The organism is Saccharothrix saharensis, assembly GCF_006716745.1.
Classification (GTDB): domain Bacteria; phylum Actinomycetota; class Actinomycetes; order Mycobacteriales; family Pseudonocardiaceae; genus Actinosynnema; species Actinosynnema saharense.
In genome coordinates this window covers 979,514-1,003,152 of the sequence record NZ_VFPP01000001.1, presented here as the reverse complement: position 1 = coordinate 1,003,152, position 23,639 = coordinate 979,514, and the positions used below count along the sequence as shown (strand labels likewise).

Below are 23,639 nucleotides of genomic sequence, written 5' to 3'. Positions count from 1 at the left end.
CCCGAAGTTCGGACGCACACGGCCGGTCGGGTAGGTCGGTCGTCAGCCGGCGTAGTGCACGTCCGGCCACGGCGGGGTGGCCATGCCGTTCCCGATGTGGAAGCTCGGGTGCGGCGGCTGGTTGTAGGCGGTGTTCTGCCAGGCGATGGCGACGCGGTACTGGGTGTCGTGCATCAGCGTGGGGATGCGCCGGTCGGTCTGGTTCGGCGTGGCGTAGATGCGCAGGGCCCGGTTGTCCGTGGTGGGCCAGACGACCTCCTCGCGCCAGTCGCCGAGGATGTCACCGCTCAACGACGGGGTGGCCTTGGTGCCGTTGTTGGAGCGCACGCCGGAACCGGTGAGCAGGCGCGTGTCGCCGCCGGTGCCGTACTTGTCGATGCGGGTCTGGTCGAGCAGCTCGCGGGTCGGGTCGCCGTCCCACCAGATGAGGAAGTTCGCCGACGACGGCTTGCGGCCGATGCCGGTGCCGCGCGTGTTGCGGACCTGGCTGTCGGCGGAGGACCAGGACTCCGCGCCGGGGCTGCCGGCGTAGATGTCGGCCGACACGCCGCGGCCGTTGTCGCCGGACGGCGCGGTCTGCCACAGCACCTGGCCGGTGCGGGCGTCGGCGAACCAGGTGCCGGGCTGGTTGCTGTTCTCGGAGACCTTGTAGTACTCCAGGCCCGGCCGCGAGGGGTCGAGGTCGCTCAGGTGCGCCGCGTCACCGTGGCCGAACCGGGTGTTCCACAACCCGCGCCCGTTGTCGTCGATCGTGGCCGCGCCGTAGACGATCTCGTCCCGGCCGTCGGCGTCCACGTCGCCGATGGTCAGCGAGTGGTTGCCCTGGCCCGCGTAGGTGCCGTTGCCGGAGGCGTTGGAGTCGAAGGTCCACCGCTTGGTCAGGGTGCCGTTGCGGAAGTCCCAGGCGGCGATGACCGCGCGCGTGTAGTAGCCCCGCGCCATGATCAGTGACGGGCGTGCGCCGTCGAGGTAGGCGGTACCGGCCAGGAACCGGTCCACCCGGTTGCCGTAGCTGTCGCCCCACGACGACACCGTGCCACGCGGCGGGTCGTAGCTGACCGTCGACACCGCCGCACCCGTCTGACCGTTGAACATCGTCAGGAACTCCGGCCCCGAGAGGATGTAGCCGTCGGAGTTGCGGTAGTCGGCGGAGGCGTTGCCGATCACCGTGCCACGACCGTCACGGGTGCCGTCCGCGGTCTTCATCGCGACCTCGGCCTTGCCGTCACCGTCGTAGTCGTAGACCTGGAACTGGGTGTAGTGCGCACCCGCCCGGATGTTGCGACCCAGGTCGATCCGCCACAACCGCGTCCCGTCCAGGCGGTAGGCGTCGATGAAGACGTTCCCGGTCACGCCCGCCTGGCTGTTGTCCTTGGCGTTGCTGGGGTCCCACTTGAGCACGAACTCGTAGTCGCCGTCACCGTCCAGGTCACCCACGCTCGCGTCGTTCGCGCTGTGGTCGCCGCTGGGCGCGGAGATCGGCACGTCCCGGTACCCGGACCCGAACGACAGGGAGGCCGGGGACGCCGCCTGCTCGGTGCCGTTGACCACCGCGCGCACGGTGTAGGAAGCGTCCGCCGCCGCGCCGCTGTCCAGGTAGTTGGTGGACGTGGTGATCGGGGAGGAGTTGAGCTTGGTGCCGCCCCGGTAGACGTTGAAGCCCGTCGACGGGGAATCGCCCGCCAACAGCCGCCAGCTCACCAGGTTGCCCGAACCCGACCGCACGCTCACCACGCCCCGGTCCAGCCGCTCAACCTGTTTGCGACCCGTCGGGTCACCCTGGCCAGGACCCGGGTCCGTCGTCGTGGTCGTGGTGGTCGTGCTTGTCGGGTCGACGTTGCCCGTGCAGGTCGTGCCGTTGAGGGTGAACGACGACGGCGTGCCGACCGAGTCACCGGTCATCGTGCCGTTGAACCCGAACGACGCCGTGCCCCCGGTGGGGATCTGCCGGTTGTAGTCCACGTTGGACGCCGTCACGCTCGCCCCCGAAGCGGAGAACACCGCGTTCCAGCCCTGGCCGTACCGCTCGGAGCCGGGGAACGCCCAGGCCAGCCGCCACCCGTCCACCGGGTCGCCGAGGTTCTTGATCGTGACGGTGGCGGAGAACCCGCCCTGCCACTTGTTCGACACCGCGTAGTCGACCCCGCAGCCGGGGGCGGCCGACGCCACGCCCGCCATGACGAGTCCACCGGTCAGCGCGCCGATCGCCGTAGCGGCGGCGACCACCCGCACTCGCGAGTTGATGAGCACCGTTGCTCCATTCGCTCCGTCATTCCTGGGAACGCTCCCAGAAATGCCTTGATGCGTCCCCGCGACCACAGGCGTCGGGGACGACCTCTCCGCCAGTCATGAAACGATTCAACTTTCCTGGGATAGGCTTGGAAAGCGCTATCCTGGTGGTGGGTAGACGGTACGAACGTCGTTGTCGCGCTGTCAACCGCTGGGTCGAAATACTTTCGGGCGTCTCGAATCGGGGTGCGGGCGTCCGGCCCACTCGCTGGGAGCGCTACCAGAAAACACGCCGTGATTCATCGGAGGTCTGGTGCCGCTGACGAACCGCGAAGCCGCGGTGGCGCTCACCGAGCACCACCGCGACTCCCGGATGTGGATCAAGGCTGGACGGTGAAGGTGTAGCTCTTCTGGCCGGTGGTGACCGCACCGCCGGCCGCCTTGGTGGCGGTGACCTCGAAGACGGCGGTGTAGGTGCCCGCCGCCTCGAACGCCCAGTTGGCGTGGGCATGGCCGTTGATCGCGAGGGTGCGGGTGTCGGGCAGGCCGTTGCCGCTGTCGAACCACACGCTCACCGAGCCGCCGAAGCCGGTGGTGTAGACGCTGAAGTCGGCGGGTCCGGTGACCGAGACGAGCTTCACGCTCACCGAGTTGTTCAGCAGCACGCCGGACGGGACACCCGAGGTGTCGAAGCCCGGCCACAGGATGCCGCTGACCGAGTTCTGCGGCAACACCCAGAACGTCGATCCCGGCGCGCCGAGGAACGAGTACGCGCCGCCGGAGGGGACGGTGGACCTGCTCGCCGGGACGGCGTTGAGCGTCACGGTGGACGGGTCGCGGTCGACGGCGGGGGAGGTGGTGCCGTCACGCAGGTCGAGCGTGAGGGCGCTGCCGGTCCAGTCGACGTCGATGACGTCGACGTGGCCGGAGGAGAGGGTGGTCGCGTGCGCGGTGCCCGTGGTGGCCAGGGCGAGTCCCGCGGCGAGCGCGACGGCGGCGAGACGGGCGATCATCGGTTCACCTTGAAGGAGTAGGTGGCGGGTGCGGACACGACGCGCTCGCCGGTCGCGGCGAGGGTGCCGACCGCGCGGACGGTGACGCTGTAGGTGCCGGCCGCCTCGAACGCCCAGTTGGCGTGCTGGTGACCGCCGGGGGTCAGGTCGATGCGGTCGGGCAGGCCGTTGCCGCTGTCGACCAGCACGGTCGGCGCGCCGACGGCGTCGGTGGTGAAGATGCTGAAGTCGTCGGGCCCGCACACGGTCACGACGCGCAGGCGCAGCGAGCCGTCGACGAACACGCCGGGCTCGACCTCCTCCGCGGCGATGCCGGGCCACAGCAGGTTCGGGTCCTCGACCTCGGGCAGCACCCAGACCGGCGCGCCGGGCGCGCCGAGGAACGAGTAGGCGGGGTCGGCGGGCACGGTGGTCCTCGCCGCGGACTTGGCGACGAGCAGGACCTCGGCCGGTTCGTACTCGGCCTCGGCGGCCTCGTCGTGGACGTGCAGGTGGAACTCGCCGTCCTCGTAGGCGACGCCGAAGACGTCGACGTGGCCGGTGTCGATCGTGACGAGGGACGTGGCGGAGGCGGTGGTGGCGACGAGGCCGGACAGGCCGGTCACCGCCGTCAGGAGCAAGGCGATGCGTGCGGTCGTGCGCAAGGTCGGTGCACTCCGATCGTGGGGTTGGCGCGGTCCGGACGGGGACCGCGGGACGAGTGTTGCACATGATTATCGTTCTCAAGACGGCCGAACGGCCCAGTCTGGAACGACAACCGTTGTCGGTAGGACCGGATGGTCTATTGAAAACGATTGTCGTTCGGATTAGGTTCGCGGTGCCCCACCGGTCGGGTGCCGGGCGTCTGGAGGTTCGAGAACACATGCGAGTGCGTGCGCCCTCACGGGCTGCCGCGTCCTTGTGCGCGGTCGTGCTCACCCTGACCGCGTGCACCTGGGCGGGGGACCGGCGCGACGGCGAGGGCCTGTCCGTGGTCACGACCACCGAGATCCTCGCCGACCTGGTGCGCAACGTCGGCGGGGCGCGCGTCCGGGTCGACTCGCTGGTCCCGCCCGGCGGTGACCCGCACTCCTACGAGCCCACTCCGGCGGACGCGAAGAAGGTGGCCGCGGCGGACGTGACGTTCACCAACCACCTGCTGCTGGAGGAGCAGCGGCTGATCAAGGCCATCGACGCCAACGCCCGCGAGGGCACGCCGAACGTCTCGCTGGCCGAGGCGTCGGAGACCTACGGCGCGCACGTGATCCCGTTGGTGGAGAACGTCGGGCTCGACGTGCTGTGGCTCGGGTTGCGGGTGCGCGGCGACGGCGAGGAGCGCGGCGCCACGCGGACCTCCGAGGTGCGGTTGACCGCGACCGCGGTGGAAGGACCGGGCACGCTCGTGACCTACCTGACCGAGTCCCTGGGCAAGCCCGTGGTGTACTTCGACTCGGGCGACGGACTGTCCGACGTGGACTCGACCACCTTGCCGCCCGCCGCGCACACGCACCTCAACTGGGCGTTCACCGCACCGGGGACCTACCGGCTGACGCTGCGGGCGTCATTGCTCAACGGCGCGGACGAGACGCCGCTGGGGGAGGGCACGTTCACCTTCGCGGTGGGCGTCGACCCGACCGGCATGGCGGGCACCGTGCTCAACGAGGGGCACACGGACCTGACCGTGGACCTGGACACCGGCGAGCTCTACACGTTCAACGACCGCGCGGGCGGGACCACCCAGGAGGTCGTGCCCGCCGGGCGAGCCGTGATCGAGGTGCCGAACAAGGCGATCACCACCGTGCCCGACGACCCCCGGTTCGCGTTCCTGGGCCGCGGCGGCGCGTCGGTGCACCAGTTGCCGCAGGCGGTGCTCGGCAAGCACGTGCACGGCGAGATCGACCCGCACCTGTGGCAGGACGTGCGCAACGGGCGCGCCTACGCCGAGCTGATCCGCGACACCCTGCGGACCGCGGACCCCGGCGGGGCGGCGGACTACGACCGCAACGCCCGCGACTACCTCGCCCGGCTCGACGAGCTCGACGCGCGGGTCCGCGACACCGTCGCGGCCGTTCCCCGCAACCGCCGCCACCTGGTCACCACGCACGACGGCTTCGGCTACTTCGCCGCCGCCTACGAGATGACGGTGGCCGGGTTCGTGGTGCCCAACCCCGCGCAGGAACCCAGCGTCGAGGACGTCCGCAAGCTGACCGAGACCATCCGCAACCTGGGAGTGCCCGCCGTGTTCATGGAACCCAACCTCGCCCAGCGCGGCTCGGTGCTCACCCAGGTCGCCCGCGACCAGGGCGTCCGGGTGTGCCTGCTGTACGGGGACTCCTTCGACGACCGGACCCGCGACTACGCGGCCATGATGCGCCACAACGCGGAGGAGGTCGCCCGGTGCCTCGCCTGATCCGGGCCTTGCTCGTCACCGCCGCCCTGCTGCTCGCCCCGCCCGTCGCGCACGCCGAGCCGCCCGTCGTCATCGCCGACGGGCACGTGGACCTCGGCCCGCGCCTGGTCGGCGGCGAGTGGACCCTCCAGCTCCGCGACGACACCGGGGACGGTCCGGTGTGGCGCGAGCCGGCCGACGTGGTGCTCCAGGTGGGGGAGGCGGCCGAGGTCACCGTCCCCGACGATCCCGCGTACGCGTTCCTGGGCGCGCCCGGCGGTGCGGTCTGGGTGCTGCCGCAGGTCCAGGACCAGCGGCTGGTGTGGCCGGGGTGGAACACGCAGGACCCCAGCATCGCCGAGGTCATCGGCCGCGAGGTGGACTGGCGGCTGCACGGCGTCGACGGTCCCGGCCGCTTCGAGCTGTTCCTGACCGGCAACTTCGGCACGCCGGAGACGATCTTCAGCAGCGGACGCCCCTACCCGCAGGAGACCGGGGTCGAGGCGGGCACCCACGTGCACGGCAACTGGGTGTTCACCGCGCCCGGCGCGTACTCGCTGGACGTGGAGATGGCGACCGCCGACGGCCGCTCGGACCGGGCGACGCTGAAGGTCCACGTCGGACCGGGTGACCCGGCGGCCGCGTTCCCGACCACCGGAGCCGGCGTCCCGTCGCCCGACGCCACGCCGGCACCACCCGCCGAAGGCGCGCCGTGGGCGTGGATCGCGGTGGGCGGTGTGCTGGTGGCCGGCGCGGTCGCCGCACTCGTCGCCCGTTCCCGCCGTGCCGCCAGGAGGACCGATGACTGACCCGGTGCTGGACATCACCGGTGCCACCGTGCACCTGGGTGGCCGGGAGGTGCTGTCCGGTGTGGACTTCCGGTTGCGGCGCGGTGAGCTGGTCGGCCTGATCGGTCCCAACGGCGCGGGCAAGACCACGCTCCTGCGCACCGCGCTCGGCCTCGTCCCGGTCCACCGGGGCACGGTGGTGGTCGGTGGTCGCGCGCCGCGTCGAGCGCAGGGCTCACTGGGGTACGTGCCGCAGCGCCACGAGTTCGCCTGGGACTTCCCGATTTCGGTGGAGGGCGCGGTCGCCACCGGCCGCACCCACCTCGCCGGCCTGCTGCGCCGCCGAGCGGCCCGCGACCGCGACGCGGTGGCCGAGGCGGTGGACCGCGTCGGCCTGGCGGGGCTGAGGACCCGGCCGGTCGGCGAGCTGTCGGGCGGCCAACGGCAACGCGTCCTGGTCGCCCGCGCGTTGGCGCTGCGGCCGCGGGTGCTGCTGCTCGACGAACCGTTCACCGGAATCGACGCGCCCACGCAGGAGTTGCTGAGCACGCTGTTGGCCGACTTGCGCGACGAGGGCGTGGCGGTGCTGATGACCACGCACGACCTGGCCGCCGCGACCTCGCTGTGCACCCGGCTGTGCCTGCTCAACCGCGTGGTCGTGGCCGACGGCGAGCCGGCCGCGCTGGCCGACACCGACATCTGGCTGCGCACGTTCGGCCTGGACCGGGCCGGGCAGCTGCTCAAGGCGCTGGGGGTGACCGGGTGACCGCGTTCCTCGAAGCGCTGGCCGCGCCGTGGGAGTACGACTTCTGGCGGCGCGCGTTGCTGGTGGCGTTGATGTCGGGCGTGGTGTGCGGCGTGATCGGCAGCCACGTGGTGCTGCGCGGCATGGCGTTCATCGGCGACGCGGTCGCGCACTCGGTGTTCCCGGGCATCGCCGTCGCCTTCGTGCTGGGGCTGGACCTGGTGCTCGGCGGCGCGGTCGCGGGCGTGGTGACCGCGCTGCTGATCGCGGTGTTCACCCAGAACCGCCGGCTCAAGGAGGACTCGGTCATCGGGATCTTCTTCGCCGCGTCGTTCGGGCTGGGCATCGTCATCCTCAGCACCGCGCCCGGCTACGGCGGGTCGCTGGAGTCGTTCCTGTTCGGCTCGATCCTCGGCATCAGCGACTCCGACGTGGTGTCGGTCGCGGTGATCGGCGCGGCGGTGCTGCTGTGCACGGCGCTGTTCAACGGCCGGTTCGTGGCCGCGACCCTGGACCGCGAGCAGGCCCGCGCGGTCGGTCTGCCGGTGTTCCGGCTGGACGTGGTGCTGCACGTGATGGTGACCCTGGCCATCGTGATCTCGTTGCAGGCGGTCGGCAACGTCCTGGTGCTCGCCCTGCTCGTGACGCCCGCCGCGGCGGCCCGCCTGCTCACCGACCGGCTCGGCGTGATGATGCTGCTGGCGCCGCTGATCGGCGCGGGCGGCAGCGTGCTCGGCCTCTACCTGTCCTACGCGTTCGACCTGGCCGCCGGCGGTCTCATCGTGCTGACCCTGACCGCGGTGTTCCTGCTGTGCTGGTTCTTCGCCCCGCGCCACGGCCTGCTCACCCGTCCCCGCCGGGCCGCGGCGGCCATCGCGCCCATCGAGGAGGAGTCGTGACCCCGCACCGCACCGGCGCGCTGGTCGGCGTGGCCGCCGCGCTGTTGATGACCGCACCCGCCACCGCGGCCGAACCCGCACCGGACGCGGTGCTCGACGTGGAGAACGGCGCGCTGGTGCTGGACGCGCCGCCCGACCCGCTCGTGGTGCCGGCCGAGGCCGAGCAGGTGCGGTTGCGCTGGGACACCACCGCCATCGAGCCCGGCACGGTGTTCGGCGACGTCGTGCGGTTGCGCGTCTCGGTGGAGGCGTCCGGCGCGCCGGAGCAGGAGCCGGTGGTCGTGCCGGCCGACGCCGTCGGGACCGTGGAGGTGGACGTGCCGCCGCCCGGCGACCACGTGCTGCGCGTCGAAGCCGCGGCCCACGCGCTCGACGGCACCCCGTTGACCGCCACCCGGGACTACCCGGTGTCCGTGGCCGCCCGGCCCGCGACCGCCGATGAACCGGTGGCGCTCCCGCAGGCGCGGCCCGTCGCCCCGGCCGCTGTCGCCCCGGCCGTCGTAGCGCCGCAACCGCGCGCCGAGGCCCCCGCGCCCCGGGCCGAGGCCGCCGCGCGGCAGCCGTCCACGGTCACCGGCCGGGTCACCCTGGACCGCGGCCACGTCGACGCCGTCGCGGTGCGCCTGCTGCCGGACGGCCTGCGCGTGCAGGTGAAGGACGGCACGGTCACCGGCGCCACGACCTGGCGCGAACCGGCGGACGTCGAGTTCCGCGTCACCGCCGCGGCGCGCACCGCGCTCCCGGCGCAACCGGTGCTGTCCTTTTTGGGCAGCGCGGGCGAGCAGGTGTTCCTGCTGCCGCAGACGCAGGACGCCGACCTGCTGTGGACGGGCTGGAACACCGAGGAGCTGCGCCCGGCCGAGGTGTCCGGCCCGGTGACGTGGGCGCTGACGGCGGTCGACGGGCCGGGAGCGTTCGGCCTGTTCACCACCGGCTCGTTCGGCGCGCCGGAGGTCGTCTTCAACAGCGCCGACGGCCTGCCGGACGCGTTGTCCGTCGCGCTCGGCACGCACGCCCACGCCAACTGGGCGTTCGCCGGACCCGGCCGCTACCGGCTGACGTTCACCGTCACGGCGACCGGTGCGAACGGCGCCGCGCTGACCGACGCGGAAACCCTGACCTTCGTCGTCGGCGACGGCGGCCAGGCACCGCCCCCGCCCGCCGCCGAGCGGCAGACCGGCACGGCGAACCGCCTGGCCTCCACCGGACCCGCCTCGGTGCCCGCCGCCATCGGCCTCGCCGTCGCCCTGCTCGTCACGGGCGCCGCCGCCCTCGTGCTCGCCCGCCGCCGCCCCGCCAAGGAGATCCCGTGACCGCCCCGACCCGCGCACGAGCCGCGGCCGCCGTTCTCGCGGTGACCGCCCTCGCCGCGCTGTCCCTCGCCCCGGCCCTGGCCCAGGGGTCCACGACCGTGGTCGACGTCGGGCACGTCGACCTGCTCGCACCGGTGGTGGTCGACGGCGTGCTGGACATCCGCTACAAGGACGGCAACACCACCCCGCCCGCGGTGCTGGACCCCGAACGGGTCGTCACGCACGTCAAGCCGGAGTCGCGCATCCAGGTGCCCGACATCCCCGAGTACGCCTTCCTCGGCCCCGTGGGCAGCGACCTGTGGCTCATCCCCGAGGTCCAGGACCCGAACGTGGTGTGGGCCGGCTGGAACACCGAGTCCCTGACCGCCGACCAGGTCGACCCGGCCTCGGTGAGCTGGACGCTGGACGCGGTCGGCGGTGACGCCCCCGGCAGCCCGGCGCCGGGCCGGCTCACCGTGTTCCAGACCGGCCCGGTCGGCGAGCCGCTGCCGCGCGTGTTCGACACGTCCCTGCCGCTGCCGCAGCGGCAACCGCTGGCGACGGGCACCCACGCGCACGCCAACTGGACGTTCTCCGCCGAGGGCGTCTACCGGCTCACGTTCACCGTCGAGGCGACCGGCTCCGGCGGGGCGCCGTTGCGCGACACCACGACGTACGCCGTCGCCGTGGGCGCGGTCGACCCCGCGACCGTCGAACCCGGTACGGGAACGCCACCCAGCACCACTACTACGACGACAACCACCACCACGACAACCACGACGACCACGACCACTACTACGGGCGCGACGACGACCACCACCGCGCCACCGACCTCGTGCGTGGTCCTCGACAACGGCCACGTCGACCTGATCGCCCCACGCCTCGTCGACGGCGAGCTGGGCACCCACGTCAAGGACGGCACCGCCGGACCCGACCGGGCCGTGTGGCGCGATCCCGCCGACGTGGTGCTGCACCTGGTCCCCGCCGCGCGCAACACCGTGCCCACCGATCCCGCCTACGCCTTCCTGGGCTCGCCGGGCGCCCCGGTCTGGCTCATCCCGCAGACCCGGATCCCGGGCATCGTGTGGGCGGGCTGGAACACCGAGTCCCTCGACCCGCGTGACGTCCGCGGCGACGTCCGGGTGAGCTGGTCCGCCGTGGACGGTCCCGGCGAGGTCGCGGTGTTCCTCACCGGCATCACCCCGACCGTGCTCGTCGACTCCGGCGACGGGCTGCCCGACGCCGTCACCGTCCCGCTCGGCACCCACGCCCACGCCAACTGGGCGTTCGGCGCGGAAGGCGTCTACCGGATCGCCGTCGAGGTCACCGCCACTCTGGCCGACGGCCGCGCGGTCGGCGACCGCGACGTCTTCACCGTCGCCGTCGGCACCGCCGACCCGACCGCCGACGGGGCCTGCGCACCACCACCACCCACCTCCACGACTCCCGCCGTCACCACCGCCCCCGTCCCGCCGACAACGTCATCGGCGGCCTCCGCGCCGAGGCCGACCGGGCTGGCGTCCACCGGCGTGGACCACGTGGGCACCGCGGTGGCGCTCGCCGTGCTGCTCACCGCGGCAGGCACCGCGACGGTGGTCCTGGCGCGGCGCAAGCGGGTCCGCCGGACGTGAGCGGGTCGCACTCCGGTGCTCGCCGCTCCGACCACGAGGCAAGCCGTCCGGCACCACGTCGGCGTGCACGCCGTGGGCGTCGCCGGGAACGTGACCGCCGCAGCGCGTCACCCCCGTGACGACGTCTCCGGCCCGTTGTCGGCGGTCCAGTCGTCCGGCACGAAGGTCAGCACACCGTCCGGCGTGATCGCGTCCACCCGCGTCAACCTCGCCATGTCCCCGGGATGGCTCGCGTGCAGCGTCCGGAGCTGGTCGAGCAGCCGTCGTCGCAGCGCTTCCGGCGTCGGGGCGGCCCCGGAGGACGACTCCGGCCGCGGGTGCAGCGCGATGTTCTCGTGCAGGTCCACGATCACCCGCAGCCGGTCCTTGTCGGCGTAGGTCGAGAGCTTGGACGCCACGTTCCGGCCGAAGTTGTTGACGACCTGGTCGACCCCCCGTTCGCCGGACACGGTCGTCGTCACGCGGACGTGGTCGCCGATCTCCTCCGCCCGCTCGTAGAACTCCTGCGCGCCCACCCCCTCCGCGGGCTCCGCCGGGTCGTCGCCGACCAGGTAGTCCGGCTTCTTGGCGGCTTCGTTGAACGGCCACGGGTGCAGCCGCCGGTCACCCGACTGCCACAGCAGCTTGGCGTTGATCAGTTCGAGCAGGTCGTTCTGGAGCACGGTGGGCAGGCTGCTGGGACCTCCCCACACGGGGGAGTTCTGGTTCTCGGCGATCCGCACGTGCGCCGGGGTGCGCGCCTCGTTCCGCAGCTCGTAGAGGATGTCCCGGGCGTCGAGCGCCGGCGCGGCGGGGTCGGCGAGCGAGGCGATGAACCTGCGGATGTGGTCGGTGTACTTCGTCGGGTCGTCGCCCCGCAGCCGGCGGAGGATCCTGTTGTCGGGCCCGAGCAGGTTGTTGCCCCGGTCGAGCTCGCGGATCTCCCGCGCCCACGTGCCGGGCCACTCGCGCGCCTCGTCGACCTCGGTCCCCGTTTCCCCGACCGCCGGGGACTCCTGGTCGGGCGCGTCGAGGTGCGTCGTTCCCGGGTCCGGTCGGCGGGACGAACCCTCGGCGCCTTCCCGGTCGCGCTCGGCCTGCGCGATGGTGCGGAGTTCGCCGATCAGGCCGGCGTACCGGGCGTCGTCGATGTCGACCGGCGGGTGCCGGTGGTCGTCGGTCTGCCCGGCGTCGCCCGTCGGCGTCGCGCGGGCGGCGTTCACCAAATCGGTCAAGCCCTGCACGAAGGCGCTCCGCGCCGAGACGCGGCCCGTCTTGCTCTGCTGCCACCGGCCGATCGCGGCGAGGACCTGGTCGAGCCGGCCTCGGTTGGCCGGTGCGTCAGGGGCCGAGCGGTAGCCCTGGGCCCACACCCGCAACGTGCGGTCGACTTCCCGGAGCAGGGTGGAGCGCGGTTGCCACCAGGGCAGCGCGGACGCCTCGCGCCACCGTTCGGCGTACCCGGCCAGGGCGTCCTGCGCCGAGTGCGCGCCCCTCGCCTGCCCGCCACGCGCGGTCCGCTGCACCTCCAGCACCGGCGTGGCCGTCGCCGAGTGCACCCCGACGTCCGGTGCGGGGTCCTCCACCCGTCGTCCGCCGCGCCTGGCCTCCCGGCCGTGTGCCCGCATCGCCCCTCCGTCCAGCCGCCCGTCCCGGGCCGACCCTGCCCGCCGCGACGGTGGCGGCGCAGGGCTCGGAGGGCAGCGTCGGGGCAGAGTCGTTGCCCGGTCGGGCCGCGGGCGGGCTCAGCCGCGCGCGGCCGCGCGGAGCCAGTCGGGGACGTGCTCGTCGGCGCGGGGGAAGATCTCCAGCTCCCGACCGTAGGCCCGCGGCGGCGGCGGGGTGCGGAACCGGGGCTCGTCCTGGCGGTTGTACTCGATCGAGTACTTGTCGGGGTAGTCGAGCCAGTAGGTGGCGTGCAACCACGTGCCGCGCCCCGGACGGGCCATGCCGGCGCGCAACCGCGCGAACAGGTCGAGTACCTCCTCGGGCAGGTCCCAGCCGAACATGCCGCCGTTCGCCATGCGCAGCAGGCCGCCCGCCTCGACGTGGTCGCCGAGGGACTTGTGGTCGACCTGGAGGTGGCTCCACCCCGCCGGCAGGTCGAGCACCAGGCGCTCGGTGATGAGCTGCAACAGCTCGTCCTGCTGGACCGGGTTGAGTGGTTGCGTCATGGCGTCAGTATCCCGCACCGGCCGGATCGTCGGTCGGCAGCTTGTCCCGCAGCCAGCCCGGCACGTGCTCCGGGTCGCGCGGGAAGTGCTCCAGGTCCAGCGCCCACTCCCGCGCGGTCAGGTCCGGGGACCACTTCGGGTCGAAGTCGTGGTTGTACACCACGTGGAACTCGGCCGGCGGGTCCACCGTGTACCGCAGCGAGAACCACGTGCCACGCCCTTCCACGTACATCAGCTCGCGCAGCTCCCGCAGCGTCCGGCCGACCGACAGCGGCGGGTCGACCGGCGGGCTGGAATGGTCGGGCATCAGCACGGTCAACGCCATCCAGTCGGTCGTCACGGCCACCGACGCGCGCAGGTCGATCCGGAACCAGCCCTGCGGGCACGCCTCGACCAGGTCGCGCCCGATCTCCTGGAGCAGGTCACGGGGTTGGCGGCGGGAGGACGACACGGTTGTTCCTGGCGGGTTCGGGGACATTGTGGAAGCTCCTGATCTCCTGCACGGTGCGGGGCGGCGGCGGGTCGGACACCGTGAAGTGGTACCGCACGTGCAGCTTGTCCGGCGTGTGCACGTCCGGCGTGGTGCGTTCGGCGAAGAAGTCCACCCGGTCGACCGACGTGCCGTCGACCGCCGCGCGGCGCGCGATGTCCTCCTCCATCCGCCGCCACGTGTTGTCCGTCGGCGCGTCGTCGATCTTCATCGGGCGGTTCTCGTAGGCCCACTGCGGGACGTGGTTGATCCGCTCGCCCGGTCCGCCGCCCTCGAACGGCACGATGTGGCCGCCGTCGAACTTGAAGAGGTCGTGCCGGTTGCCGTAGTAGTTGAACGGCGCGTACTCGCCCGCGGTCGGGCTCTTGAAGCCCTCCGGGCCGCCGCTGGCGATCCGGCCGGTGTCGGGTTGGACGCCCTCGCCGACCGAACCGGGCGTGACGCCGCGCCGCGGACCCCAGAACTCCTCGGCCGTGGTGCCGCTCGGCGGGTAGACCGGGCGGCCGCTCGCGGCGACCGTGTCGCCGTGCACGTCGGTCCGGTACATCTGTTGCGGCTTGGTCGGGTCCATGCCCTCCATGTGCCGCGGGCCCACCGCGAACGTCGTGTTCGGCGCGGGGACCGGCAGGCCCGCGTCCCACGTCTCCTGGGTGCCGAGTTCGGGGTTGAAGCCTTCCCTGCTGTTGCCCGACCAGGTGTGCACGTGCGAGACCCGGCCGTCGACGTCGGTGTAGAACGTGCCGTGCCAGTCGCCGTTCTCGTTGTAGACGTCGTAGCGGGCGTTGCTCTCCAGCGGGTTGTCCGGGTCGTTGCCGCGCACGGAGAACGGGCCGTCGCCGTCGGGAGGGGGAGCCGGGTTGTAGTTCTCGTGCGGCGGCATCGTCCGGTAGGTGCCGTCCGGGCCGCCGGGCGGGTCCCACTCCACGGCGGGTGGCGTCGCGGTCTGGTCGAAGTCGTCGAAGCGGTCGGCGGGCCGGTTCTCCGGTGGCGCGTCGGGCGTCGTGCCGGTGTCCGACGTGTCCGGGGTGTCCGCGTCGTTGCCGGTGCTCACGTCCGCGCCGGTGTTCGCGTCCGGGATCTCCTGGCCGCGGAACGTGTGCGTGCTGACGCCGGTGTCCACTTGGTACACCACGCCGGGCTCGGGCCGTGCGGTGTCGGGGTTGACCGGCACGCCCGAGCTGTTGCGGGTGTTCGGCACGCTGGTGTCGACGTGTGTGACGTTGCGGTTGGCGTCGGTGTAGTAGGTGCCGCGCACCGAGCCGTCCGGATTGTGGACGACGACGCGGGAGTTCGGCTCCAGCGGCGGGCCGCCGTTGAAGTCGAGGACGCGCTGGTCCGGGTCGACGTCCAGGTCCACGCGTGGCAGGTCCTGGGGCGGGTCCCAGTCCACGCTGCGCTGCGGCGTGGGGTCGCGGCCCTCCGGCGGGTCGGTGATCGAGTTGTCCCGCACGCCGCGGTCTTGGGCGTCGGTGGGGTCGAGGTCGGTCTTGTCGGTGTCGTCGGTGCCGGGGGCGAAGCCGTCGGTGCCTGTTTTGGTGGTGGTGCCGTCGGGGTGGTGGGTGTTCCACTCGCCGTTGGGTGGGATGCGGGGTTGGCGGGTGCCGTCGGGGCCGGTGTGGGCGTCGCTGGTGTAGACGCGGCCGTGGGTGTCGGTCCAGGCGGGTTTGGTGGGGGCGAGGACGTCGGCGCCGGTGTGGCGGGCGAGGCGGTTGGCGAAGTCGTTGCTGCCGGCGTCGCAGCCGATGAGTCGGAGGGGGGTTCTGCCGTCCCAGCCGTTGCGGCGCAGGAGGTCGCCGTAGTCCTCGGGGGTGTAGGTGTGGTTGCCGATGCGGGCGCGGCCGTCGGGGGTGATGTGGACGTCGGCGGTGAAGTAGCGGGGGTCGGGTGGGACGCGGTGGGGCAGGTCGCCCATGTCGCTGTCGCCGCGGTGGTGCGAGATGCCGGCGGGGGTGGTCTCGCCGTGCCGGGCGTGGGCCTGGTCGATGTCGGGCCGGTCGGCGTCGGATCGATCGGTATCGGTCCGGTCGCTGCCGGTCCGGTCGGCATCGCTGTCGGTGCGGTCGGCGTCGCGGTGCGGGGTGTCGCCACCGGGGGAGTGCGGTTTCGGGGCGTCGGTGTCGCGGTGGGGCGGGGTCCACGCGTCCGGGACGCGGCGCGGGGTGGGCGTGTCCGGAGCGTGCCGCGGGGCGGGTGCTTGCGCGTCCGGGTGCCGCTGGGGTGGCGGGCCGTCGAACGGCCGGTTGGGAGTGTGGGGCAGGGGCCCGTCGCCGCCACGGGGACGGCTGAAGTCCGGGCCTGCGGGACCTCGGTTCGGCGCGCCGTGGTGCGGGCTGTTGTGCCCCGGCCCATTCGGTGAGTGCGGCGCAGTGGTGTGACCGGGTCCCGCGTGCGGCGGCATCGGGCCACCTTGCGGGCGGGCGTGCGCCGGACCGGCGGGGTTCGTGTGTGGCGGGTTCGGCCCCGCGTGGGGCGGCCGGCCGTGCGACGGCCCGGCGTGGGACGGCCCCGCATGTGTCGGCCCGGCGTGGGGCGGTCCGGCATGCGGTGGGCCTGCCTGGGGCGGCGTTGCGTGAGGCGCACCTGTGTGCGGCGGCCCTGCGTGTGACGGGCCGGTGTGCGGTGAGCCGGCGTGGGAGGGACCGGGACCGGTGCTCGAAGGGCTTGTGCCCGAGGGTCGGTGTGAGGGTGTGAGGTTCTCGGGACCGCGTGCGGTCGGGATGCCGGAGCCCAGGTCGCCCCGACTGCCGGGAGTTCCGGTCCAGCCCGCGCCGCTGCCCGGACGCGCGCCACCACCACCGGGTGCGCCACCACCACCGGGCGTGCCGCCGCCTGCGGGCGCGCCGGCAGGCGGAGTGCCACCCGCGCCGGGACCGGCAGCGGGGTTGCCGGGACCGGTGCCGGCGTTGCCACCGGTGTGAGGCTGGTCGGGGCGTGGAGGTGCCTCGGGAGCCGCGGCCGTGGCCGCGGAAGTCTGGTCGACGCGGTGCGACGGGGTGGTCGGGTTCGACGCGCCGCCACCATTCGGGCTGCCACCGGGGCTGCCACCGGAACCGCCGCCACCGCCGTGCGAACCGCCGCCGCCGGTGCCACCACCGCCAGTGCCGCCGCCGCTGGGGCTGCTGGCGGTGCCCGGGCCGCCGTTGCCATGACCACCGGGCGCGGGCTGACCGCCCGGACCGCCCCGGTGCTCGCCGACCGGAGAGCTGCTGCTCGGTGCGGGTTGGCCGCCGGGACCGCCCCGGTGTTCGCCGAGGGGGGTGTTGCCGCCGGGTGAGTTGCCGGTCGGCCTGCCGCCCGGCGTGCTGCCGGGGGTGTTGCCGCCGGGTGCGGTGGTGCCCCGGGGTACGTCGTGGTCGGGGGTGTTCGGGTCGCGGCCCGGGCGGGGTGTGGACGGTGGCAGGTCGGTCGGGTCGCCGCGGCCCGGGCGGGAGGTCGGGGGTGTGTCGGTGGTGGTGCTGCTGGAGGTCGAAGTGGTGTCCGCGGGGCGGTTGGATGGTGCGCCGCTGTCCGAAGTGGACGGACTGCCGGTTCCCGGGGTGCCGCTGCCGGAGGGGGTGTCGATGTCGGCCCGTCCCGTCTGGAGGAAGCCGCCCTTCTTGATGTTGCCCGGGTCCAGCACGTCCAGGCCGGTCGCCTTGCCCGCGAGCTTGCCGACCACCTTCATGATCTTCTCGAAGACCTCCACCAGACGCTTCAGCATCGGCGAGACCTTCTTGATCGTGTTCAGCAGGTCCTGGATGATCTTCGCGATCTTCGCGGCCCACTTCGAGATCGCCGTCACGGCCTGCGCCACGATCACCGGCGTCCCGAACCCCAGCGAGAACACCGCCTCCAGCACCCACGCGATCAGCTTGCCCACCAGGTCGGCGATCAGGTCGCGCACCATCTCGCGGACGAACGCCACCACCATGCCCATGAGGCCCACGACCGTGCCCACCGTGCCCGCGGCCGACGCGGCACCCGCCAGGGCGTCACCGTGCACCTTCGAGTTGGTCAGGTAGGCCTCCGCGGCCGGTCCGGTCCACCCCGCCGTGCCCCGCTTGACCCCCGCGTCGTACTCCTCGGCGATCTTGCCCAGCTCGGTCGCGACGTTGTTCCACGTCGTGGAGTACGACTCGATCACCGGCGGATCACCGGCCAGCCAGTCCAGCATGTCCTTCAACGGCTGCACGTGCTCCATCAGGAACGACGCCGCCGACGACATCAACGTCCCGAACGGATCGATCGCCATCGCCGCCGCGTCCGCGGCCAACCCGACCATCCCCAGGCCGGCCTCGACCCAGTTCCCGTCCTTGATCCCGTTGAACGCGTCCATCGCCGACTCCGCGATGGAGATCCCCGTCGCCCACCCGTTGTCACCCGTACCGGCGTTGAAGAACGAACCCGACTCCGCCGGCGGCGCAGCCACCAACGGGTTTTCCCCCGCCATCCGTCCATCCTCCCCGCGCCATCCGTCCGACAGATGATGACGCATTGGAGCCCTGCTCGGTTCCGTAAACGCCGGATCAGCGTGTCGGAGGTCCGCGCCGGCCGATCGAGGGCCGCTGACGGGCGCCGGTCGGCGTCAGCGGCGGGCCGGGTCGGGGACCTGGGCGACCAGGTCCCCGGGCGCGGACAGCCGCCACGCCTCGAAGACCAACTCGGACAGCTCGTCGGCCTCGACGCCCGCCAGGTGGACGACCACCCAGCCGAAGCCGCCGGACGTGAACTGCTCCTCGAACACGTCGGGCCGCTCGGCGACCAGCGCCTGCTGCTCGGACAGCAACTGCTTCAGGCCGACGGTCCGCGTGCGCGGCCAGTAGTAGCCGAACTTCCGGCCCCGCACGCTGAACGAGCGGTAGTCCCGGCTTTCCGCGCGTTCGACGTCGACGAGCGCGTTCACCATGCGAAAGAAGTCGTCACTGCTCACTGCCACCGCGTGCCCCCACAGAAGTCTCAGCCCGGAGTGTAGTGCGGCACCGACTTCAGCGAGACCACCGCCGCCACCACGCCCAACGCCGCCAGCACGGCGAAGACGGCCGGGTACCCGCCGAGCGGTCCGGCGAGCGCGGCGGCGACCCACGGAGCGGCGGCCGAGGTGACGGTCAGCGGTGCGTGGAGGATGCCGCTGAGCCGACCGTAGTGCGCCGTGCCCCAGCGGTCGGACACGGCGGTGGCCTGGACCAGCGTGAAGATGCCCCGCACGACACCCGCCAGGACGGCGGCGGCGACGAGGGCGGACGCCGGGCCGGGAACCAGTCCCAACAGGAGGGTGGTGGCGGCCGCCGTCAGCAGCACGCCCGCCGTTCGCGCCCGCACGCCGGCCCTGGCGACCAGCGGTCCGTAGCCGAGGCGGCCGAGGACCTGGCCGACACCGCCCAGGCCGAGCGCCCACGCGGCCGTCGTGGTGGACAGGCCGCGTTCGGCGAACAGCGGCACCAGGGCGACCACGATCGCGTGCACGGCCAGCGCGCCGAGGCTCATCGCCGTCACGAGCAGCACGAACGGCCGGCTGCGGGCGATCGCGGTCGGACCGCGGGTGTGCGCGCCGGCGGGCTGCTCGGGCCACGGCAGCCGCAGGCCGAACAGGTGCGCGGGCACCGTGATCACGCCGAGCAGCCCGGCGAGCACCAGGTACGTCTGCCGCCAGTCCAGGTGCGCGGCCAGCCCGGCGGTGAGCGGGGCGAACACGGTGCTCGCCAAGCCGCCCGCTACCGTCACGGCCGTCAGCGCGGCCACCCGGCGGTCGGGACCGTGCCAGCGGGTCAGGGCGGCGAACGCCGGTTGGTACAGCACCCCCGCCATCGCCACGCCGACCAGCACCCACCCCGCGTAGAACCACGGCAGGGACCGCGCCGACGCGACCACCGCCAACGCCGCGACGGACAGCACCGAGCCGGTCGTCATCACCACGCGGGGCCCGTGCCGGTCGAGCAGCCGGCCGACGGGCACGCCGACCACCGCCATGACCAGTTGCGCGACCGAGAACGCGCCGATGACCGCGGTGTCGGACCAACCGGTGCCCGCGCCGATGGCGGGCGCGAGCACCGGGAAGCCGTAGAACAGCACGCCCCAGCCGGTGACCTGGGTCAGGCACAGCACCGCCAGCGCCCGGCGCGGCCCGGCGTGCCCCCTGAGCACGCCGGGCCGGGCCACGTCAGACCCGGGCACCCGGGGCGGTGAGCGTCAGGTCGGCCACCTGCGGGGCGGCGCAGCACCCGCCCGAGGACGCGGGCTCCGCGTCGAAGACGCCCGACCCGCCGCAGACGCCGGTCTCGGGCAACGTGAGCTCGACCCGCGCCGCGGACTCGTGGTCACCGGCGATCTCGGCGACCACGCTGCGCACCTGCTCGTACCCGGTCAGTGCGAGGAACGTGGGCGCCCGCCCGTAGCTCTTCATGCCCACGAGGTACACGCCGGGCTCGGGCTGCCGCAGTTCATCCGCGCCGTGCGGGTAGACGGTGCCGCACGAGTGCACGTTCGGGTCGACCAGCGGCGCCAGCCTGGTCGGTGCCTGCAGCACCGGGTCCAGGTCCAGCCGCACCTCCGACAGCCACGAGTGGTCCGGTCGGAAGCCGGTCAGCGCCACGACCTCGTCCACCGGGTCGAGCCGGTGCCCGTCCTCCGACACCAGCGCCACGCGCTCGCCGGCGCGTTCGACCGCCGCGGTGCGGAAGCCGGTGACCACCTCGACGTGCCCGGCCTTGACCGCCGCCCGCGCCCGGAGCCCGAGCGCGCCGCGCGCCGGCAGCTGGTCCGCCTCGCCGCCGCCGAACACCGCGCCGACCGCGCCGCGGCGCAGCAACCACGTGATCTTCGTGCCGGGGTGCCGCTCGGCCAGGTCGGTCAGCGCGACCAGGGCGGTGAGCGCGGAGTGGCCGCTGCCCGCGACGGCGATCCGCTTGCCCGCGTACCGCTCCTCCTCGGCCACGACGTCCGGCACGCGGTAGCCGATCCGGTCCGCGGCCTCCCGCTCACCCGCGGCGGGCAGGCCGTCGCCGCCCAGCGGGTTCGGCACGCCCCACGTGCCCGACGCGTCGATCACGGCCCGCGCGGTGATCCGCTCGCCGCCCTCGACGTGCACGGTCAGCGGCTCGGTGTCGCGGCCCGCGTCCACCACCCGGTCCCGGCCCCGGCGCGCCACGCCGACCACGCGGGCATTCACCCGGACGTGGTCGCCGAGCGCCTCGGCCAGCGGCACCAGGTACTCGGCCGCCCACTGCTCGCCGGTCGGGTAGCCGTCGGGGTCGGGGGCGCGCCACCCGGTGGGCTCCAGCAGGCGGCGGGCGGCCGGGTCCACCAGCTCCGACCACTGCGAGAACAGCCGCACGTGCCGCCACTGGGCCACCGCCGCGCCCGCCTGCGGGCCCGCTTCCAGCACCAACGGCCGCACACCGCGCTCCAGCAGTCGGGCGGCCGCCGCCAACCCGACCGGCCCGGCGCCGACCACGACCACGGGGAACTCGTCCACCACACACCTCTTTCATCGGTGCTCTTCGATCAAGCGAAGGGTAATTTATCGAGAAGCATAGATTGATGCAACCATCGGTGGTTGTCGATAGTCTGGGCGCATGACGACGATGCTGCCCGCGGTGGGCCTCGCGCCCGAGGACGCCTCGACCTACGCCGAGTGGTTCGCCTGCCTGGCCGACCCGACCCGCGTGCGCCTGCTGCACACCGTCGCCACCCACCCCGGCGAGCTCACCGTGGGCGCGCTGACCGAGGCCGTCGGCATCAGCCAGTCGACCTGCTCGCACCACCTGCGCAAACTCGCCGACGTGGGGTTCGTCCGGCTGCGCAAGGAGGGCACCGCGACCCTGGTCTCGGTCAACCGGGTGTGCTGCACGGGCCTGCCGCACGCCGCCGACGCCATCATGGGCACCATCGTCACCAAGCCGTGCTGCCCGACCGACCTGCCCGCCGACGTCACCGTCCGCGCCCTGACCGACGACGACTGGGTAGACGTGCGCCGGATCTACGCCGAGGGCATCGCCACCGGCAACGCCACCTTCGAGACGGAAACCCCCAGTCGCCGCACGCTGGAGTCGAAGTGGCTGCCCGGGCACCGCTGGGTCGCCGTGGTCGACGGCCGGGTCGCGGGCTGGACCGCCGCCACGCCCGTGTCGACCCGGGAGTGCTACTCCGGCGTGGCCGAGACCTCGGTCTACGTCGGCGACGGCTTCCGCGGCCGGGGCGTGGGCAAGTCCCTGCTCCACCGCCAGGTCACCGCCGCCGACCAGAGCGGGCTGTGGACGTTGCAGACCGCGATCTTCCCGGAGAACCGCGCCAGTATCTCTCTGCACCACTCGGCCGGCTACCGCACCGTCGGCGTCCGCGAGCGCATCGCTCAGCACCACGGCGTGTGGCGCGACACGGTCATGCTGGAACGCCGCGCCGCCGGGGGCTCCGCCTGCTGAGGTGCGCCCGATCGGGGCCGCCGATGTGCGGCCCCGGGTGGCGCGGGTGACACTGGGCGTGCCGTGGTCCGTCTACAAGGGACGGTCGCATGCCGTTGCGCGCAGAGTCCGGTCTCCCCGAGCTGATCCGGCCCATGCTGGCCGCGCCCGGGCAGCTCCCGACGGGCGCCGGGTGGGCGTTCGAGTTCAAGTGGGACGGTGTCCGCGCGGTCACCTACGTGCGCGGTGGGCGGGTGCGGGCGATGACCCGCAACGACCTGGAGGTGTCCGCGACCTACCCGGAACTGCGGGCGCTGGCCACACTTCCGGGTGACCACGAGGTCGTGCTGGACGGGGAGATCGTCGCGCTCGGCGCACGGCGGCAGCCGGACTTCGGTCGGTTGCAGGCGCGGATGCACGTCGCCCGACCCGGTGACGAGCTGCTGGCCCGCGTACCGGTCGTGTACTACGTGTTCGACCTCCTGCACGTGGACGGTCGGTCGCTGCTCGGCGCGCCGTACGCGCGGCGGCGGGAGGAGCTGGGCGGGCTCGGGCTGGGCGGCGTGCCCGGGGTGCGCGTGCCGCCGTCGTTCACCGAGGTGGACGGCGAGGACGTGCTCGCGGTGGCCTCGGACTACGGGCTCGAGGGCGTGGTCGCCAAACGGGTCACCTCGCGCTACGAGCCGGGGCGGCGTTCGACCGCGTGGGTGAAGGTGCCGCTGGTGCGCACGCAGGAGGTGCTGATCGGCGGTTGGCGGCCCGGTGACGGTCGCCGCGCGGGCACGATCGGGTCGCTGCTGCTGGGCGTGCCGTCCGACGACGGGTTGCGCTACGTGGGCAAGGTCGGCACCGGGTTCACCCACTCGGCGCTGCTGGACCTCCAGGAAAGGCTAAGGCCGTTGGCGCGCACCGGTTCGCCGTTCGTCGACCCGGTGCCCGCCGACCAGGCCCGCCGCGCGCACTGGGTGCGGCCGGAACTGGTCGGCGAGGTCGAGTACCGCACGTGGACCACCGACGGGCGGCTGCGGCACTCGTCGTGGCGCGGGCTGCGGCCGGACAAGCAACCGGGCGAGGTCCGGCTGCCGTGAACTGTCGGTGTTCGCTGTTACCGTCCCGCCAGTCGATCGACGAGGGGACGGACCGGTGGACGAGGAGAAGGCGGCGCTGTCGCTGTTTCTGGAGGCGCAGCGCGAAGCCGTGCCGGCGATCCTGGACGGACTGGACGAAGCCGCGTTGACGACGGCGGTCCTGCCGTCGGGGTGGACGCCGCTGGGCGTGGTCGAACACCTCGGCCACGCCGAGCGGCACTGGTTCCAGGAGATCGTCCTGGGCCACGCCGAGCCGTTGCCGTGGCCGGACGACGCACCGCCCCTCACCACACCACGGTCGCCCGAGGAGGTCTTCGCCTTCTACCGGGCCCAGTGCGCGCGGTCGAACGCCGTCCTGGCCGCCACCCCGCTGTCGGCCCGCCCGGTCGGCCGGCACCCGGACCCGCTCGGCGCCGAGACCACCGACCTGCGCCGGATCGTGCTGCACGTGATCGAGGAGACCGCCCGGCACGCCGGCCACCTCGACGCCGCGCGGGAGCTGCTGGACGGCAGGACCGGCCTCGGGCCGCGCTGACGCCGAGGCGCGCCCCGCTCCCGCGCACCGGGT

19 protein-coding genes are annotated in these 23,639 nt (G+C 73.4%); 9 read left to right on the top strand and 10 right to left on the bottom strand.

Features of this window, described 5'->3' with window-relative positions:
* Nucleotides 1–42 precede the first annotated feature (42 nt).
* From FHX81_RS03815 to FHX81_RS03805, 3 genes are all read right to left on the bottom strand, one after another.
* Nucleotides 43–2,250 carry a rhamnogalacturonan lyase family protein gene (locus tag FHX81_RS03815; RefSeq protein WP_281291714.1) on the bottom strand — a complete coding sequence of 736 codons (2,208 nt, stop codon included), beginning with the start codon at nt 2,248–2,250 and terminating at the stop codon, nt 43–45.
* 359 nt (nt 2,251–2,609) lie between these two features.
* Nucleotides 2,610–3,242 (bottom strand): choice-of-anchor M domain-containing protein, encoded by a 633-nt coding sequence (locus FHX81_RS03810; protein WP_141975228.1) that lies wholly within the window; start codon nt 3,240–3,242, stop codon nt 2,610–2,612.
* Entirely contained in the window at nt 3,239–3,886 is a 648-nt protein-coding gene (locus FHX81_RS03805; RefSeq protein ID WP_141975227.1) for a choice-of-anchor M domain-containing protein, read from the bottom strand. Before FHX81_RS03805 ends, FHX81_RS03810 begins: the two co-directional genes overlap by 4 nt.
* A gap of 218 nt (nt 3,887–4,104) precedes the next feature.
* On the opposite strand from FHX81_RS03805, the gene FHX81_RS03800 reads away from it, so the two are divergent.
* The 6 genes from FHX81_RS03800 to FHX81_RS03775 are packed head-to-tail and all read left to right on the top strand — an operon-like array spanning nt 4,105 to nt 10,965.
* The gene (locus tag FHX81_RS03800) at nt 4,105–5,631 is read left to right on the top strand and encodes an anchored repeat ABC transporter, substrate-binding protein (RefSeq protein ID WP_141975226.1); all 1,527 of its coding nucleotides are present in this window, start codon (nt 4,105–4,107) and stop codon (nt 5,629–5,631) included.
* Nucleotides 5,619–6,419: a choice-of-anchor M domain-containing protein gene (locus FHX81_RS03795; protein ID WP_170231918.1), complete on the top strand. Its 801-nt coding sequence runs from the start codon at nt 5,619–5,621 to the stop codon at nt 6,417–6,419. The genes FHX81_RS03800 and FHX81_RS03795 overlap by 13 nt, the downstream gene beginning before the upstream one ends.
* Nucleotides 6,412–7,164 (top strand): anchored repeat-type ABC transporter ATP-binding subunit, encoded by a 753-nt coding sequence (locus FHX81_RS03790; RefSeq protein WP_141975224.1) that lies wholly within the window; start codon nt 6,412–6,414, stop codon nt 7,162–7,164. Before FHX81_RS03795 ends, FHX81_RS03790 begins: the two co-directional genes overlap by 8 nt.
* The gene (locus tag FHX81_RS03785; RefSeq protein ID WP_141975223.1) at nt 7,161–8,042 is read left to right on the top strand and encodes an anchored repeat-type ABC transporter permease subunit; all 882 of its coding nucleotides are present in this window, start codon (nt 7,161–7,163) and stop codon (nt 8,040–8,042) included. The genes FHX81_RS03790 and FHX81_RS03785 overlap by 4 nt, the downstream gene beginning before the upstream one ends.
* Nucleotides 8,039–9,355, top strand: coding sequence for a choice-of-anchor M domain-containing protein (locus FHX81_RS03780; protein ID WP_141975222.1), 1,317 nt, complete (start codon nt 8,039–8,041; stop codon nt 9,353–9,355). The genes FHX81_RS03785 and FHX81_RS03780 overlap by 4 nt, the downstream gene beginning before the upstream one ends.
* On the top strand, nt 9,352–10,965 hold the full coding sequence (locus FHX81_RS03775) for a choice-of-anchor M domain-containing protein (RefSeq protein WP_141975221.1): 1,614 nt from the start codon (nt 9,352–9,354) through the stop codon (nt 10,963–10,965). The genes FHX81_RS03780 and FHX81_RS03775 overlap by 4 nt, the downstream gene beginning before the upstream one ends.
* Nucleotides 10,966–11,072: 107 nt before the next feature.
* Here the strand turns inward: FHX81_RS03775 and FHX81_RS03770 are convergent, their stop codons facing one another.
* The 7 genes from FHX81_RS03770 to FHX81_RS03725 all read right to left on the bottom strand — a co-directional run bounded on the left by FHX81_RS03770 (nt 11,073) and on the right by FHX81_RS03725 (nt 21,058).
* Nucleotides 11,073–12,572 (bottom strand): hypothetical protein, encoded by a 1,500-nt coding sequence (locus tag FHX81_RS03770; RefSeq protein ID WP_141975220.1) that lies wholly within the window; start codon nt 12,570–12,572, stop codon nt 11,073–11,075.
* 117 nt (nt 12,573–12,689) lie between these two features.
* The gene (locus FHX81_RS03765) at nt 12,690–13,118 is read right to left on the bottom strand and encodes a hypothetical protein (protein ID WP_141975219.1); all 429 of its coding nucleotides are present in this window, start codon (nt 13,116–13,118) and stop codon (nt 12,690–12,692) included.
* Nucleotides 13,119–13,122: 4 nt separating this feature from the next.
* Nucleotides 13,123–13,569: a hypothetical protein gene (locus FHX81_RS03760; protein ID WP_141975218.1), complete on the bottom strand. Its 447-nt coding sequence runs from the start codon at nt 13,567–13,569 to the stop codon at nt 13,123–13,125.
* Nucleotides 13,541–18,037, bottom strand: coding sequence for a hypothetical protein (locus FHX81_RS42570; RefSeq protein WP_170231917.1), 4,497 nt, complete (start codon nt 18,035–18,037; stop codon nt 13,541–13,543). Before FHX81_RS42570 ends, FHX81_RS03760 begins: the two co-directional genes overlap by 29 nt.
* Nucleotides 18,038–18,172: 135 nt before the next feature.
* Nucleotides 18,173–18,523 carry an MmcQ/YjbR family DNA-binding protein gene (locus FHX81_RS03735; RefSeq protein WP_141975213.1) on the bottom strand — a complete coding sequence of 117 codons (351 nt, stop codon included), beginning with the start codon at nt 18,521–18,523 and terminating at the stop codon, nt 18,173–18,175.
* 20 nt (nt 18,524–18,543) lie between these two features.
* Nucleotides 18,544–19,758 carry an MFS transporter gene (locus tag FHX81_RS03730; protein WP_246107611.1) on the bottom strand — a complete coding sequence of 405 codons (1,215 nt, stop codon included), beginning with the start codon at nt 19,756–19,758 and terminating at the stop codon, nt 18,544–18,546.
* Complete coding sequence (locus FHX81_RS03725) at nt 19,745–21,058, bottom strand: FAD-dependent oxidoreductase (RefSeq protein WP_141975212.1); 1,314 nt, start codon at nt 21,056–21,058, stop codon at nt 19,745–19,747. The genes FHX81_RS03730 and FHX81_RS03725 overlap by 14 nt, the downstream gene beginning before the upstream one ends.
* Before the next feature lie 100 nt (nt 21,059–21,158).
* On the opposite strand from FHX81_RS03725, the gene FHX81_RS03720 reads away from it, so the two are divergent.
* The 3 genes from FHX81_RS03720 to FHX81_RS03710 all read left to right on the top strand — a co-directional run bounded on the left by FHX81_RS03720 (nt 21,159) and on the right by FHX81_RS03710 (nt 23,606).
* Nucleotides 21,159–22,004 carry a helix-turn-helix domain-containing GNAT family N-acetyltransferase gene (locus tag FHX81_RS03720; RefSeq protein ID WP_141975211.1) on the top strand — a complete coding sequence of 282 codons (846 nt, stop codon included), beginning with the start codon at nt 21,159–21,161 and terminating at the stop codon, nt 22,002–22,004.
* 89 nt (nt 22,005–22,093) lie between these two features.
* Nucleotides 22,094–23,071 (top strand): non-homologous end-joining DNA ligase, encoded by a 978-nt coding sequence (gene ligD / locus FHX81_RS03715; RefSeq protein ID WP_246107610.1) that lies wholly within the window; start codon nt 22,094–22,096, stop codon nt 23,069–23,071.
* Between the two features lie 55 nt (nt 23,072–23,126).
* On the top strand, nt 23,127–23,606 hold the full coding sequence (locus tag FHX81_RS03710) for a DinB family protein (protein WP_211363364.1): 480 nt from the start codon (nt 23,127–23,129) through the stop codon (nt 23,604–23,606).
* Nucleotides 23,607–23,639: the final 33 nt, after the last annotated feature.